Source organism: Spiribacter sp. 2438 (assembly GCF_009676705.1).
Taxonomy (GTDB): domain Bacteria; phylum Pseudomonadota; class Gammaproteobacteria; order Nitrococcales; family Nitrococcaceae; genus Spiribacter.
On the sequence record NZ_CP046046.1, the window covers coordinates 1,802,154 to 1,816,923 of the forward strand.

The 14,770-nt window shown below is 60.1% G+C and carries 14 protein-coding genes and 2 pseudogenes; 4 read left to right on the forward strand and 12 right to left on the reverse strand.

The window, feature by feature from the left end; all coding sequences use genetic code 11:
* Nucleotides 1-86 precede the first annotated feature (86 nt).
* The 8 genes and pseudogenes from GJ672_RS09000 to GJ672_RS09035 all read right to left on the reverse strand — a co-directional run bounded on the left by GJ672_RS09000 (nt 87) and on the right by GJ672_RS09035 (nt 5,742).
* Entirely contained in the window at nt 87-287 is a 201-nt protein-coding gene (locus tag GJ672_RS09000; RefSeq protein ID WP_229381878.1) for a hypothetical protein, read from the reverse strand.
* On the reverse strand, nt 284-1,156 hold the full coding sequence (locus GJ672_RS09005) for an ATP-grasp fold amidoligase family protein (RefSeq protein ID WP_154296865.1): 873 nt from the start codon (nt 1,154-1,156) through the stop codon (nt 284-286). Before GJ672_RS09005 ends, GJ672_RS09000 begins: the two co-directional genes overlap by 4 nt.
* Nucleotide 1,157: 1 nt before the next feature.
* Nucleotides 1,158-1,829: a glycosyltransferase gene (locus tag GJ672_RS09010; protein WP_370517584.1), complete on the reverse strand. Its 672-nt coding sequence runs from the start codon at nt 1,827-1,829 to the stop codon at nt 1,158-1,160.
* A gap of 17 nt (nt 1,830-1,846) precedes the next feature.
* Nucleotides 1,847-3,003 (reverse strand): IS3 family transposase gene (locus tag GJ672_RS09015; protein ID WP_154297114.1). Its coding sequence is split into 2 segments (ribosomal slippage): nt 1,847-2,760 and nt 2,760-3,003, totalling 1,158 coding nucleotides; the frame shifts between segments, so codons are not numbered across the junction.
* A 48-nt stretch (nt 3,004-3,051) separates the two neighbouring features.
* Nucleotides 3,052-3,411: a transposase gene (locus tag GJ672_RS09020; protein ID WP_154296867.1), complete on the reverse strand. Its 360-nt coding sequence runs from the start codon at nt 3,409-3,411 to the stop codon at nt 3,052-3,054.
* Between the two features lie 76 nt (nt 3,412-3,487).
* Nucleotides 3,488-3,931, reverse strand: a pseudogene (locus GJ672_RS09025) (transposase); the annotation flags it as partial.
* A 517-nt stretch (nt 3,932-4,448) separates the two neighbouring features.
* Nucleotides 4,449-4,901 (reverse strand): class I SAM-dependent methyltransferase, encoded by a 453-nt coding sequence (locus GJ672_RS09030; RefSeq protein WP_154296868.1) that lies wholly within the window; start codon nt 4,899-4,901, stop codon nt 4,449-4,451.
* A 13-nt stretch (nt 4,902-4,914) separates the two neighbouring features.
* Entirely contained in the window at nt 4,915-5,742 is an 828-nt protein-coding gene (locus tag GJ672_RS09035; protein ID WP_195759500.1) for a sulfotransferase, read from the reverse strand.
* Nucleotides 5,743-5,994: 252 nt separating this feature from the next.
* Here GJ672_RS09035 and GJ672_RS09040 point away from each other — a divergent pair, with 252 nt between their 5' ends.
* Nucleotides 5,995-7,020 (forward strand): IS481 family transposase, encoded by a 1,026-nt coding sequence (locus GJ672_RS09040; protein WP_154296870.1) that lies wholly within the window; start codon nt 5,995-5,997, stop codon nt 7,018-7,020.
* Nucleotides 7,021-7,088: 68 nt separating this feature from the next.
* Entirely contained in the window at nt 7,089-8,039 is a 951-nt protein-coding gene (locus tag GJ672_RS09045; RefSeq protein WP_154296871.1) for an IS481 family transposase, read from the forward strand.
* Nucleotides 8,040-8,281: 242 nt separating this feature from the next.
* Here GJ672_RS09045 and GJ672_RS09050 read toward each other — a convergent pair whose 3' ends face one another.
* Nucleotides 8,282-9,043, reverse strand: a complete 762-nt coding sequence (locus tag GJ672_RS09050) for a hypothetical protein (protein ID WP_154296872.1) — start codon at nt 9,041-9,043, stop codon at nt 8,282-8,284.
* Nucleotides 9,044-9,265: 222 nt separating this feature from the next.
* On the opposite strand from GJ672_RS09050, the gene GJ672_RS09055 reads away from it, so the two are divergent.
* Nucleotides 9,266-10,519, forward strand: coding sequence for a transposase (locus tag GJ672_RS09055; protein ID WP_154296873.1), 1,254 nt, complete (start codon nt 9,266-9,268; stop codon nt 10,517-10,519).
* 225 nt (nt 10,520-10,744) lie between these two features.
* On the opposite strand, the gene GJ672_RS09060 is transcribed toward GJ672_RS09055, so the two are convergent.
* Together GJ672_RS09060 and GJ672_RS09065 are read right to left on the reverse strand one after the other, a co-directional pair.
* A complete protein-coding gene (locus GJ672_RS09060; protein ID WP_154296874.1) occupies nt 10,745-11,161 on the reverse strand; it encodes a hypothetical protein in 417 nt (138 codons plus the stop codon).
* Nucleotides 11,162-12,422: 1,261 nt separating this feature from the next.
* The gene (locus tag GJ672_RS09065; protein ID WP_154296875.1) at nt 12,423-13,325 is read right to left on the reverse strand and encodes a transposase; all 903 of its coding nucleotides are present in this window, start codon (nt 13,323-13,325) and stop codon (nt 12,423-12,425) included.
* On the opposite strand from GJ672_RS09065, the gene GJ672_RS09070 reads away from it, so the two are divergent.
* Nucleotides 13,326-14,323 (forward strand): IS3 family transposase gene (locus GJ672_RS09070; RefSeq protein ID WP_154296876.1). Its coding sequence is split into 2 segments (ribosomal slippage): nt 13,326-13,581 and nt 13,581-14,323, totalling 999 coding nucleotides; the frame shifts between segments, so codons are not numbered across the junction.
* A gap of 126 nt (nt 14,324-14,449) precedes the next feature.
* Here GJ672_RS09070 and GJ672_RS09600 read toward each other — a convergent pair.
* A pseudogene (locus GJ672_RS09600) lies at nt 14,450-14,680 on the reverse strand (transposase); the annotation flags it as partial.
* Nucleotides 14,681-14,770 lie beyond the last annotated feature (90 nt).

Here is a 14,770-nt window from a genome sequence, read left to right on the forward strand (position 1 = left end):
AGGTCGCACTTCATGAAAGAGCTCCGGTAGGGATCTATTGGGCTCACATGCCCGAAACCTAACGCCGAGGGAGACGCCACCGGACCTTACAATTCACCGCTCACGGTAGTGCAAAGCCCCGAGTCCACCCAGGTTATCGCAACGCTGTCAGCCATGTCCTCCGGCTTCTCAAAGGTGACCAGGGTAATCGCATGGTCCCGCGACAGCCCGCGCAGGTAGCTCATCACCTGGCTCTGGCCGAGTGGCTCGAGCAGGCCGTTGCGAGTGAGGTAGAGGACCGGCTTCACTGCGGCGCGCCGTCTCGAAACAGGATGTCACTAACGCGCTTTTCGCCTTCGCGACTTCTGAAACGCCCGTGCGCCGATTCAGGGCAGTGCGTCAGCTCACCAACAAAGAAGCGCTCTCCGGAGACAAAAAAGTCGACGCGAACGAACTCAAAGCCCGCCGATAGAGCCCTAGCGGCTTCCATCATCGCGTCCAAACATTTCGGCGCGTCTTCCCAAGCGCCCGCTGGATAGTTGTACTCCTCCATTATGCGGTCCCAACCGGCGGAATAGAGATTCCGTCGATGGTCTGTGTGCCGGTGGCTGTCGACCTGGATCAACCGCGGGACGCCACCGAAACAGAAAACCTTGTAGTCCTTGGTGTCGGGACCATCCGGGAGCATCGGCTCGACGATTAGGCGCGGGCGAAGGAAGCGATAATTGGCTTCCCGCGCCTCTGTATAAGGCGACTTCTGTAATGAGCGAGCGAGCGTCGCGCGATTCTGCTCTGACAGCTTGCTTTGGCCGTCAGCAACGAAAACGACCGACCCGCTACTGTGTGCGGGCTTGATCACGCATGGCCGCGAAAGCTCGCTCACATCGATCTCATCGACGTGCTCATACACAGCTAGCGTGTTAAGGGTGAGATCACCACCACACCGGCTTTTGACGAAGTCTTTCACCATCAGCTTGTCGGAGGTGATTTGGCGGAAAATATCCAGGAGAGCCGGCGATGTCTTTAAAAAATAAAAGTAGTCATTGAGAAGGCCGCTATCCCGCCGTGGAAGCCTTCTCTGCGCATAGGCGAAAATGACGAACAGGTACAGTCGGTCGAAAAGGCCACCGTAGGGAAGACGGCCGAGTAGCCGGCGCGCGTAATGAGTCAATGGCATATCAGCTCCCCGCAACAAGCTCTAGATAGCACGCGGCTTGCCTGGCCGGGCGGAAGTCCTCGGCTCGTGCCTTGAGTCTGTCCAGGTCGTCGGGTGAGTGTGCGGCCTCCTCTATGGCTTTCGCCATACCGGGGGTATCCCCCGTTGCGACGAGCCTGCCGAAGCGGCCGCCGTCGAGAATCTCCGCTGAGCCACTCAAACAGTCAGTGCTCACCACCGAGACGCCGGCGGCGAGAGCCTCGACGATGACGTTGCCAAAGCCCTCCCAATTCGACGACAGGACGAAGACATGGGCGTGCTTCAGAAAAGTGGCCGGGTTGGGACAGAAGCCGGGCATCCACAGGCTCTCGCCGACGCCGAGATCGCGGGCGAGCGCCTCCAGCTCGCCGCGCAGGGGCCCTTCGCCGAGGATAAGCAGCCGCGCATCGCGGCGGCCCCGCAGATCGGCGAGGACGCGTAGGAGGACGTCGTAGCCTTTCGCCCGCTTGAGCGTGCCGACGGCGATTAGGCGCGTCTCGCCCGCAAGCCAGCCGTCGAGGGCGCGCCGGTCCTCGGTGGTCATGGCGTCTGGATTCATGGGGCGGACCGGGTTGTGTATGACCTCAATCTGGTCGCGGGGGAGACCGGCGGCTGCGCCGAGGCTTTCCGCGACTCCCTCTGAGACTGCGACCACACGGTGGCAGGGGGGTTCTACCCCACCACCACGGACGGTTTCGTTAAGCGTCGTTTCTGATCCATTGGTTGTTCAACCCGCCGACGCATTCTCGGGTTGTGGAATCGCTCAATATAATCAAAGACATCACTTCGCGCCTCGGCCTGCGTTAAATAGCGCCGGCGGCGAACCCGGTCACGCTTGAGGAGACCGAAGAACCCTTCTGCTGCGGCGTTATCGCCACAGTGGCCAACCGCGCTCATGCTCCAGATGACATTATGGTCGCGCAGAAAAGCCTGGTATTCACCACTGGTGAACTGCGTCCCGCGGTCGGAGTGCAGGATCACCGGGCTATTGTCTTCCCGCTGCCAGTTCGCCATCAGAACCGCTTTGAGCACCAGATGTTGGTCTTGCCGTGCACTCATCGACCAGCCGATAACCACGTTGTTGTAGAGGTCAATGACCGCAGCCAAATACAGCCAACTCTCGCCGGTACGGATATAGGTGATATCCGTCACCCACCGCTCGTTGGGCGCTGCCGCGCTGAAGTCCCGTTCGAGATGATTGCTCACCGCCACCGGTCGGCTGCCAGAGCGCTTGCGACGCCATGCGCGACGTTGCGGAATACCCTGCAGCCCCTCGGTGGCCATCAGCCGGGCCACTCGATTGAGGCTGAGAGACTCCCCCTCATAGAAGAGCTCCTCATGAATACGAGGGGCTCCAAGAACACCTTGATGGTCTTCGTGAAGCTCCCGCATGCGCCGGCGCAGCCGTTGGTTCTCAGCAGAACGCTGGCTTACCGGTCGTGCAAGCCAAGCATAGAACCCGCTTGGCGAGACTTTCAGACAGCAGCACATCAGTCGGACAGAATATTCACCGCGACAGCGCTGGATCACCGGGTACCGCCGGGTGACTCCCTGGCGAAGAACGCTGCCGCATCGCGCAAAAAATCCCGTTCCTTTTTCACCCGAGCAAGCTCTCGCCTCAGCCGGGCGACATCTTCGTCTCGTGGTTGGCCCTTGCCGGGGGAAGAGTCCTCGCCAGCGGTGTGGGAAGCCCGGCACCAACGCTCGAGGACCGAGCGATGAATACCAAGATCATGCGCAACGTCTTTGATCGTCACATCAGGCCGACTCGCGAGCTCGACCGCTTCCTCTTTGAACTCTCGACTGAACCGTCGTCTCTTCTGTCCCATCGGACACCTCCTGCTTCCCATGATGAAGCTTTTCAGATGTGTCCGCAGCTATGGGGTAGAACCCGCCCGGGCACTGGCGTCGCTGCGCTCATTCGCGTGCTCGCAGCTCGACCGCCACCGCTGGATCTGTTCGGGGTACAGCCCACGCCGGCGGCAGTACTCCGCCACCTCGGCCTCGGACAACGCCGCCGTCTCTAGCACGGCGTTGAACTTGTCCTGCAAGCTCCACCCTTCGGACTCGGCGCTGTTGTCCGGCAGCAGCCGCCCCCGAGAGCGCGCCTTCTTACGCCAGTTATACAGCGTCGCAGCCGACAGGCCTTCTTCCTCGGCCACCTCGGCAACCGTGCGGTTGTGCGGCGGCAGGAGCTTTTTCAGAACCGCCTCCTTGCGCTCGTCGGAATACCCCATCGGAACCCTCTCAACGCCCCCGTTTCGGTTTCAGACTCTAACATCGGGTGAGGTTCCAACTAGCCTGACAGCGGGGGCCCATACGCTGACGGAAACTGGACCAGGCGTAGTCACCAGCCGTTAGCACCATCCTCGCCCGTACCGGGTTGTGCTCGATGTAGCGCGTGCAGGCCAGCAGATACCTCTCGGTCTGCACCGGGCTGGACTTGTAGCGACCTTCCCACAGCGTACCGGACCGTCCCTCCAACCGATTGCGGTACCTCGTGGCCCGCGCCGCCAGCGCCTTCATCAACCGGCCCATGGCGGCTACTTCCTCACCCGGCCCCAGCAACAGGTGCACGTGGTTCGTCATCAAGCAGTACGCATACACCCGGATGTCCAGCGCACTGCTCAGCTCCCGCATATCCTCCAGGTACCGCTCGTAATCCTCGGCCCCGGCAAACACCACCTGCCGATTATGCCCGCGCTGCACCGCATGGTGCGGCATATGCGGCAACACCACTCGCGCCATCCTTGGCATGCCTTTCCTCCCTGGTCACGCGCTACTACCGCCACATCCATGCAGCCGAAAATAAATCTGTCCCCGTATTCTTGCTCGGCCCATGGCGACCACCTCCCCTCCTGGGCCAAGCAACAGGTGCACGAGTCTCGTCATCAATCAATACGAATACATCCGGCTGCCCAACGCACTGCTCACCTCCCGACTATCCCCCAGGAACCGCACGCATTCCTAGTCCCCGGCAAACACCACCTGCCGATTGTGCGCTCGCTCCACATGGTGCGGCGTATTTGGCAGCACCTCTCGCGCTATCCTTGATACACAGGGTACCGCTACATCCTTGAAGCGGGAAATCCAGCTCTCCCTGTGTTGCTGTTTTCACGCCCTGTTCCTCGTTTTATATATACTTTTTGAATCAGAAATTGGCTGTCATACACTTTCAACGGCCCAGCCGATTTTGCACCGCCTAGGAAGTCTCTAACTGCCCTCCTCACAGGGTAGTGATATTCCGCACCCCATTTGTAATCATCTCCAACAATCACCCCCCCTTCTTGATCTTTTCGTAACTAAGCCGGAGATCTTCCAAAACATATCCGTAATAATGGTTTCCGTCTACATAGATCCAATCGAATGTTTCATCCTCAAAGCTTATCAACACATCTTTGGACGAGCCTCGGTGCACATGCACTGCTTCATCCTCTGCGAATGCCGTCTTCACTGCCTCGAAAATATCGTCCATATCCTTCTGGCCCTTCGCCTCCTTACCGCCATACATCCGGTCGGGATACTCGTCCTGAAACGCCCACGGATCCACCAAGTGCAGCTCTTTGGGGTCGGTTACATCCAAAATTGACCTACTAAACTGACCCTTCCAGACGCCTATCTCCGCACAGACGGAACCTTTCGGCATTTTTCTCAACACATACATGCGGGGATCACCCCCATGGAGAATCTTACGCCCAACAGAACTAACCACGTTTTTTACAATCAACAGACCTCTCCTCTTAAATTCCAAGCACCAAATCTTTCGAGTATTCGTACCCCATCTCTGCGGCCAATCGTTTCGTGCGATCTAGGACCTTTTTGGCCTGCTTCTCTGTTAAAACGCCAGGCCAAGTGTTTATCTTTGGCTTAATTTCCTTACTAACCTGCTCAGCGCGCACGGCCATATTCCCTTTCTGCTTTACCGAGTCATAGGCGGTATCGCCTTTAGCGATTAGTCCCGCCTGCCATGGAAGGTTCAAGAAGTCGCACAGCTCGCGAAACCCGACTTTAGGCTCCCTCGTCAAGTTTTCATAATTAACAACTTTCACAGAACTTTCGCCCCGGAGGGACAGAATTCTTTTATTATCCACCTTCCAGCGAGCGATGGCGCCTTCCAAATTCCCGAACCTCGTGTAGAGAGATGCGACATTATCGAGGGGATTGCGGACGATAGCAATGAACATTGCATCCGGCAGCACCCGCTTGATTTTTCTTACCGCATGTACATGCTTAGGGGTCTTTTCCAAAACCAGACCCTTCCCTTCAAGCTCCGCAAAATAGGACCACTCTTTGACGATTCGGCGGGAACAATGCGCACCGAAACCAGGGCCGAATGCGTTGGTTTCTCTCCCAATCAGGAAGACATCTGAATGCCCACCGAGTTTGGCTGCGATTAACGTGGTCCCACTATGACCGCAGCCAAGGACAAAGCCGAACCGGAGATCGGAGATATAAGGCTTAATGAATGGATCCGGAACTGAATTCCAAATCGATACGGCGCGCTGACGAAGCCAAGGTCCAACAGGGGTGTAATGAGAAACCGAATATTTTGATGGGATATAAATCATTATCTCTGACTCGCTTGATACCTCAGGGAAGACGCTCATGGGGCCAGATGGCTGAACTTTCCATCCGGGTTCTACCGCGGCACCAAAGAGATAAGCTAAACGGTAGGTACGAACCCAGCGAACAAGCCAAAAAACACTCAACAGGAAAAATGCCGTAAACTGTTACGTCCCGGATGATTCTATTTCCCCGAGGAGCTATCCTTTGTGGTGTGCACGCGAACTGCTGAACACTGTGCTCGAGGAGGCCCGACATTGAACATCCGGTTGCACGCTAACGCGACGACGACACCCAAGACGAGGGCGTATATCCAGTCCTCCGACAAGAGCATCCAGGCGCTGGCCGATGAGCTTGGCGTGTCGGTGTCGACGGTACGCCACTGGCGCAATAGCGATACGATCCACGATGGCTCGCACACGCGGAAAAACCTGCTGGCAACCCTCAGTCCCGCTCAGGAGGCCATCGTTATCGAGCTGCGCCGCACATTGCTGCTGCCGCTCGATGACCTGCTGACGGTGGTGCATGAGTTCATCCACCCCGACCTCTCGCGCTCGGCGCTGGATCGCTGCCTGCGGCGCAATGGCGTCTCCCGGCTGGCGGACCTGCGCCCGGCCGAGCCGTGCGATGCAATCAAAGCGAAGCCGTTTAAAGCCTACGAGCCCGGTTTTATCCATATCGACTACAAGTACCTGCCGCAGATGCCCGATGAATCCCGGCGCCGGTACCTGTTCGTAGCCATCGACCGGGCAACGCGCTGGGTCCATGTAGAGATCAAAACCACCAAGTCAGCACAAGCCGCCAGGGCGTTCCTGAAGGCCGTGCGGGCAAAGGCGCCGTTCCGCATCCGCCAACTCCTCACCGATAACGACAAAGCGTTCACCGACCGGCTGCAAAGCAAGCAGCGCGCCCCCAGTGGCGAGCATGTCTTCGACAAGCTCTGCGCCGAGACGGGGATCGAGCACCGGCTCACCCCGGTGCGCCGCCCGCAGACCAACGGCATGGTGGAGCGCTTCAACGGCCGGATCAGTGACGTATTGGCGAGCCACCGCTTTGACTCCCAAGAGGCGCTGGAGACCACGCTTAAGCGCTACTGCCACCAGTACAATCATCACATACCGCAAAGAGCGCTGAATCACCGAACACCGATCCAGGCCATGAAAGACTGGCAAACCACTCACCCGCAGCTATTCATTCGGCAGGTGCGCAATCATACGGGACCTGACATCTACTCAGCCGTGAGAAACCCCGCGAACCGCTGGCTAGGTGTGATCTCTCAATAGGTTGTCCACGGGGGAGCTCCGAGGGATGCTGAGTTTGCGGACTTGGCAACCCAATGAAGGAGACCCCCGTGGACAGTCATCACAATGCCGCGCTCACGCCTCGAGGTCGAGCCCGGATGGTTCGTGCCGTCATCGATCAAGGGCTGAGCTATCGCAAGGCAGCGGAACGCTTCCGTGTTGACCCAAAGACGGTTCAGCGCTGGACGCAGCGCTACCGGCGATACGGCCACAAGGGGGTATACCAGCGATCTTCGCGCCCGAAGTGTCAGCCACGCCGGACACCGAAGCGGATCGTGCGGCAGGTCATTGCGAGGCGCCGACAGCGCTGGACCATGGATCGCATCGCCATGAACATGGGCATCTCCCGGGCAACCGTGTGCAGGATCCTTCAGCGCAATAGGCTCAATCGCCTGAGTGCACTGGAGATCAAACCACCGCCGCAGCGCTATCAGTATGAGAACCCCGGCGACCTGCTCCATCTGGACATCAAACAGCTCGGCCGCTTTGAGCGTGTCGGCCACCGCATCACTGGACGCCGCGTCGGCACATCCCGCGGCGCTGGCTGGGAATATGTGCACGTGGCGATCGATGACTGCTCGCGCATTGCCCACAGCAAGATCCAGGACTCAGAGACCGCCGATGCCGCAGTCGACCACCTATTGGCGGCCGTACGCTATTACCGATCGCTCGGCGTCACGATCCGGCGCGTGCTGACCGACAACGGTGCCTGCTATCGCTCAAAGAAGTTTGCCGCGATGTGCCGCTGTCTGGGTATACGGCACCGGTTTACTCGGCCTTACACGCCGCGCACCAACGGAAAAGCCGAGCGCTTCATCCAGACGGCGCTGCGCGAATGGGCTTATGCCTTCGCCTATACAAACTCTACCGAGCGAGAGCAGCACCTGCCGCGTTGGCTTCACGACTATAACTGGCATCGCCAGCACGGTAGTCTCAATCACCAGACACCGATCAGCACCCTCGGGCTATCTGGGGACAACCTCATGAGACTGCACACCTAGGCGCCGCGTAAAGGCAGCCAGCACGTCCCAACGACGGGCACGTCCCGTCTGGTACTTGTGCTCCAGATAGCCCTCGTCGAACAACGGCGAGACCGTGCAATCGAAACCGGCCTGTTCCAGGTACGGCAGATACTGGAAACTGCGATACCGGCTGCTGGCACCGTTGCGGGGGTATTTGGTCAGAAACAGGAGGCGGGGCCCGGACGTCTTGGCCTCCGGCATTCTCCGAGAGTCTGCTCTCGTCATCCGTCGCTTCCATTGTCGACGGATACAAGCCGGCGATAGATACTCGCATACCGTTTCGCGCCCTGCTCGACAGAGAAGTAATCCTCCGCCGCATGGCGGCAGACACCGGAAGTCACGATCCCGTCATAGCGCTCGAGCAATGCCCGCGCCGCCGCGTCCAGTTCCTCCCCAGCCCGGGCATCTTCCACCACGACGCCCACCTGGTAACGCTCGATCAACCGAGCCAGATCGCCAATGCCGGTATTGCCGACAACCGGCACGCCGGCGGCGAGAAATTCACCGAGCCGGGTCGGGGCCCGGCCGATATCCGGGGCGTAGAACATGACGCCGACATCCATCTTCGCCAGCCGTATCGGCATCTCGTCCGGCGTGGCCGACGCAATATCCACATCCGCCGGATTGACGCCGGCTGCCCGTGCTGCGGCCAGAACCTGGTCGTGGTCGTCCCGGGTGACAATGCTCGCCCGGGCATCGGCCCGATGCCGTTTCAGCGCCAGGAAAAAGGAGAAGAACGCGTCGAGATAGAACCAGCCGCTGGGCAGCGTCCCCATGGTGCCGACCGTGAAAGGGCTGCGCTCCGCCAACGGACGCGGCGAGCCATCACCCCGAGTCCCGGTGAAGCGCTCCACGTCCACACAGGTGGTGATCACCTCGTAGCGATCACGCGGAATCTCCGGGTATATCTCGACCAGATGATCGACCGCGGCTTGCGTCAGGCTGACCACGCTTGCCGCCTTGCGCAACAAGCGACGTTCCACCCACTTCAAACCCCGATAAGTCAACGGGCTTTCATTAAGCCTTTCAGCCGTGACCATCTCGTCCGGCCACAGCGCTCGCATATCGAAGATGAACGGCTTCCCGGTAACTTTGCCACACACCCGGATAATTCATCAGGCGAGAGATAGAGGGATGACGCGACGCTCGATTCCCCTCAAAATCAGTGTTGTGCAGACATTGAGAAAGAAGGAGAGCGCCGCGCCATGGGTGAAACGCTATCGCTGTTCGAGCCGTCGTTCAATGGTTCCGTGCGGGTGGAGACGCGCTCCGAGCGCCTCAGTGGCGATGGCGGTTTCCTGCTGCTGCGCGAAGTCCTCGATGACACCGGCCTCATTGACCACCTCGTCGGGCGGCTGCACGACCCGCGCTGCCCGGAGCGTGTCGTGCATTCACTCCCGGAGCTGCTGCGCGAGGCCGTTGCCATGATCGCTCAGGGCTGGGGTGATCAGAGTGATGCGCAACGGCTGCGCGACGACCCCTTGCTCGCGCTCGCCGGCAGCGACCGGCGTGGTGTGGCGGCCGCCGGCAAGACCCTGGCCTCGCAGTCGACGTTCTCGCGGTTGCTGGACTTGCTCGCGCAGCCCTGCAACCAGGCGGTGATCGACACCGCAGCGCTGGAGCTTGCCACGCGGCGACGGGCCGCAGCCGGTGCGCCGCCGGCGCCTGTGATGACCGTCGATGTCGACGGTCTGCCGCTTGCCGCCCCTGGCGCGCAGGCCGCCGCGTGGATCCCGAAGCTGGTCGCCACGCTGCGCGAGCGTGGTCTCGCTCGGCAGGTGCGCTGCCGGCTCGATGCCGGGTTCACCGACGGCGCCACCCTCGAGGCGCTGGACCAGGCCGGGATCGCCTACCTCGGTCGGCTGCGCGACAATGCCGCGCTGGACCGCCACTTCGACCCGCACCGCCGGCGCGGCCCGGGGCGTCCGGCGGAGCGGCCTCGGGAGTGGACCGAGGAGACGGGATACGGGACCGAGAGCTGGCAGCGCAAACGCCGCGTGGTCATGGTCATCCAAGAGCACCCGGCCGAACTCTTTCGGCGGTGCTTCTACATCGTCACCAATCTGCCCGCCTCGACCCACAGCGGCGAGCAGGTGCTGGCGCTGTACCGCCGCCGCGGCAAGGCCGAGGGGCACATGGGCGAGTTCAAGGACACCATCGGCACCTCGCTGCCGTGCACCTCGCGGGGACGGGCCAGCGAGGCCGAGGTCTTTGCTCGGGCGCAGGCACTGCTGTCGTTGCGGCTGCTCGCCTATGAGCTGCTGCACGTGCTGCGCGCCCAAATGGAGGCGGCCACCGGCCGTGGCTGGAGCCTGCGGCGGCTGCGCGAGCGCGTGCTCAAGGCCGCCGCCCGCGTCCAGCGCCATGCACGCCGGCTGCATGTGATCCTGGAGCGTCGCGCCGCCACGCTGTGGCGCAAGCTCCTGGGGCGGCGTCACCGATGGCGACTGGCCGCATGACGGCGTCCGGTTCACCGCAAAAAGCCATCCTCGACGCGCTGGAACACTTCGGCGATGGGGGCGCTCGTCTGCAGCGTGGCCAACCGGCTTCGAGAGCCCCTTTTAAGGCCGCTCATGCGGGCCTCGCACCCGGTTCGGAACCGTTGAACCCGCCACCGGCTGCATCAACGAAGGCGATCGGCTCATGAACAGTCAGTCAGCCAGGCCGAATCATTGGCTGGTGCATTAGGCGGGACACAACCACGCGCCAATGGCCGGGATGTAGCTGCGGCAGTGAACGAGCTGCACATCGCGGCGTGCCGAATAACGCAAGCTCAACCACAGCAAGATCATAAGATCCCAAACGGTGGCCATCAAACGTGGACGGTGATGGTACATTTGCGGCCTCCAATTTATGCCAAGATCGACACATTCGGCATGGAGCTCCCGGTTCGCATTAGTGTCCGCCATGGTCCCGGGCTTTTCGAAGCTCAGGAGTGTAAACGTAAACTCGCCGCCAAGCCGCGATAGGTAACTCAGCACCTGGGAACGCCCCAGCGGTTCGAGCATGCCGGTATAGGACAGGTACAGAACGCCTTTTTTGCTACTCGAATTCGACGGCATTGAACTCACGTCTGCGTGCTCACGGTACTGTTCACTCAAGATTCCCTTCCTAAATTCAACCAATACCTGCAACTCCAGGTCATGCAACGGGTCGACCCTGATGGATCAGCCCGACAAACGATTCGATGACCGGCCTCAGCCATTCCACGAGCGCGATATGGGGCCTCTGTGACGCTTTAAACAGAAGCGACTACTTCATTAAAATGGGGGGTACGCTCGCGCTTCCTTATCATGGGGGGCTCAGAGAGCTCCCACCTTGGCAAGAAGCCTTTCCGCCATTGATTCTGGATTCTCGCCATCTGCGACATGAAGCAGTGCCTCGCCGATCACAGCTTCACCTTTCTGAGCGATAAACGCCGAAATAGCTCGCCTGTTCGTTGGAACCATCGTCGTTTGACCTCGACTACACCATAGACCCAGGTAGCGTCTCAATTGATTTCTTATCCCCAGTTTGGCGTCTATAGAAGCAGTTGCGCGATTTTGCCGTGCTCTATAACGCTCCCTCCTGATGCTATCGTCAACGACGAGGTTTACCACTAGCACGGGCACACCGCGCCACTGAATTTGCGTTAGCACTTGCTTAGCATACTCCCACCAAACAGCTCGTTCCCGATACGTGATACATCGTGTGTCTCGTAATGTACGGATAGGCCCTTCATCCAGTACGAAAAAGCCTTCACTTAGGCACTCCATAGCCCGAAGTCCGGATTCAACGGATGAACATTTCCGAGCCAAACTCAGTGTCTCTTTTAATCCCAAACCCCACAAAATGCTGAACCGAAACGCTACCGCGTAACCACGAATTCGCCCCACCACATTCCTTGCTTCTGGTATTCTAATTACGTCAACGCCGTGCACACTCTGTAACACCCTCGAAACAGTCGTTTTTCCAGTTCCACCAGGTCCAACCAGTTCAATGATTTTTACTTTTCTAGTCGCCAAAAGTCTGCCTTCAGAAAGTTCATTCACACCTTACCCCGGATAATTCATCAGCCTCAGCCTGAAATGGGTAGGCGTGCCCCCTTGCATCCTTTAGACTCAGTAGCTTGAAAGAGAAACAGACCTAAACCCGGGTAATTCACCAGACCGCTCGATCAGCCCCACAACCGACCCAAGCAAGTTGATCGCAGCGGCGTGAGCGTTGTTCGAGGGCCGGCAAGGCTGGTTTCCGGCCTTCTCGGCCCCTTTCCGAGGGGCTGATTGACCCGATGTTAGCCGGTTTTTGGGGCGCGGGGCGAGCGGCCCTGTGGCGCTGCCTCGGCACCCTGGTTTGTGTCGACTCTGTCTGTCCCGCGGGCGTCTATCCCGGTGGCGGCCAGGCCATGCGGGCCAGAGACGGCATCAGTTTTCGCCAGAGCGGCAGGGCCGGGCGGGCGATGACAAAGTGCAGCCGCCGGCCAGTGCGCTGGACGCGGGCGGCCACCTTCAGCACCCGCTCGCGCAGTCGGCGCAGGCTCCAGCCCTCGCCGGTGAGCGTCTCCAGGCGGGCCCGGAGGATGTGCATCAGTTCAAAGGCCAGCAGGCGCAGCGAGAGCAGGGCCTGGCTGCGCGCCCGGACGGTGTCGTCATCGGCCACGCCTCGGGAGGTGGGCGGCAGCGACGTGCCGATGACGTCCTTGAATTCGCCCATGTGGCCCTCGGCCTTGCCGCGTTTGCGGTAGTGGGCCAGCACCCGGGTCGGTGGCCAGTCCAGATTGGTGACCAGGAAGAAGCAGCGCCGGAAGTAGTGGCCGGGCTCTTCCTGGACCACCATCAGCACTCGCCGCTCTCGGGACCAGGAGCCCGCCCGGTAGGTGGTCTCCACCACCCACTCCCGGGGCTTCTCCGCCGGGCGGCCGGGGCCGCGCACCAGATGGGGCTGGGCCAGGCGCTGGAGGACCGGGTTCTCGCGCAGCCGGCCCAGGTAGCCGATGGCCCGGCTGTCCAGCGCCTCCAGGGTGGTGCCGTCGGTGAAGCCGGCGTCCATGCGCACCACGGCGCGCTGACAGAGGTGCTGCTCGGCCTCCGCGACCAGTGCCGGGACCCAGTGGGCCGCCTCCGCCGCCGGGCCGGCGTTGCCGTCGCGCCGAGACCGGCGAGCATATCGCCGGTCTCGGCGCAGGAGGCGATGAGCGGGTAGTGCATGCGCGCCCGGTAATCCCCCCGAAAAATGATCGAGGTGATAAGTGGAATTTTGTACCCTAGTAAAGACAGGAGATTCCACATGCGTAAATCACGATTCACCGACAGCCAGATCATGGCGGTGCTCAAGCGGGCTGAAGCCGGGGTCAAGGTCCCGGACCTCTGCCGCGAGCACGGCATCAGCAGTGCGACGTTCTATAAGTGGCGCTCTAGGTTTGGCGGCATGGACACCTCGATGATGAAGCGGCTCAAGGAGCTCGAGGACGAGAACCGGCGCTTGAAGAAGATGTATGCCGAGGAGCGGCTTAAGTCGGATCTGCGTCAGGAGGCCCTTGAGGGAAAGTGGTAAGGCCATCTCATCGCCGTGAGATGGCCAGAAAGGCAGTCGCCGCCGGTCGCTGTAGCGTTCGACTGGCCTGCTGCACCTTTTCCATCAGCGAGACCTGTTATCGGTATCGGGCAAAGCTCAAACATGAGAATGCAGTGATTGCCGATTGGCTGGTGCGTCTAACGCACAATCACCGCAACTGGGGCTTTGGGCTGTGCTACCTATACCTTCGCAACGTCAAAGGCTTCCGCTGGAACCACAAGCGCGTGTATCGCATTTACCGATCGCTTGAGCTCAACCTGCGCATCAAGCCAAAGAAACGCTTGATCCGTGAAAAGCCCGAGCCACTTGCTGTCCCAGAGGCCGTGAACCAGAACTGGTCGATGGACTTTATGCACGACCAGCTATCGGATGGACGAACCTACCGGCTGTTCAACGTCATCGATGACTACAACCGTGAAGGCCTGACCATCGATGCGGACTTCTCGCTACCGGCTGAACGAGTCATCCGCTCCCTAGAGCAGCTCATTGAGTGGCGAGGCAAGCCACAGGCTATTCGCTGCGACAACGGTCCGGAACACGTCCGCCTCATTCCACCTCTCCGTTATGACTGGCTGAGCCAATATCTGTTCGAATCAATCGCTGAGGCCCAGGACTTTGCCACCCGGTGGCTGTGGACTTACAACAATGAACGCCCGAATATGGCACTCGGCGGCATAACCCCGAAACAGAAGGTGGCCATGGCGGCCTGACGAGCTCTACTTATCGCCCCGGTTATAAATGGGGGGATTACCGTATGGCTACTCGTGGCCCGAAGGCCACCCGAGGATGGGTCAAAATTGTTGTCCGCAGGAGGGGCAGCCTAGATGGCCTTCAACATGCTCCAGGGCCATGTCGGCATACATCTTCTTCAACCGGTTGTTCTCGGGCTCCAACTCCTTCAGGCGCTTCAGATCCGAGGCTTCGAGCCCGCCATACTTCGACTTCCACTAATAGAAGCAGGCCGTGCTGATGCCATGCTCCCGGCAAAGATCCTTCACCTTACGGCCGTTCTCGGCCTCCTTGAGGATCGAGACGATCTGGCTCTCACTGAAACGGGAGTTCCTCATTGCCACTTATTCCATCGCTTACGCTCAATGATGGCGGAAGTGCCTACTCATGACCTGTCCGCAATCTGGAGGAGGCAATGTACGGTCTGA

What these genes read in the sequence shown, in the direction of transcription:
- GJ672_RS09005 (WP_154296865.1), bottom strand. Translation starts at nt 1,156, where the DNA reads ATGCCATTGACTCATTACGCGCGCCGGCTACTCGGCCGTCTTCCCTAC.
- GJ672_RS09020 (WP_154296867.1), bottom strand. Translation starts at nt 3,411, where the DNA reads ATGGGGTATTCCGACGAGCGCAAGGAGGCGGTTCTGAAAAAGCTCCTG.
- GJ672_RS09035 (WP_195759500.1), bottom strand. Translation starts at nt 5,742, where the DNA reads ATGATTTATATCCCATCAAAATATTCGGTTTCTCATTACACCCCTGTT.
- GJ672_RS09055 (WP_154296873.1), top strand. Translation starts at nt 9,266, where the DNA reads ATGGGTGAAACGCTATCGCTGTTCGAGCCGTCGTTCAATGGTTCCGTG.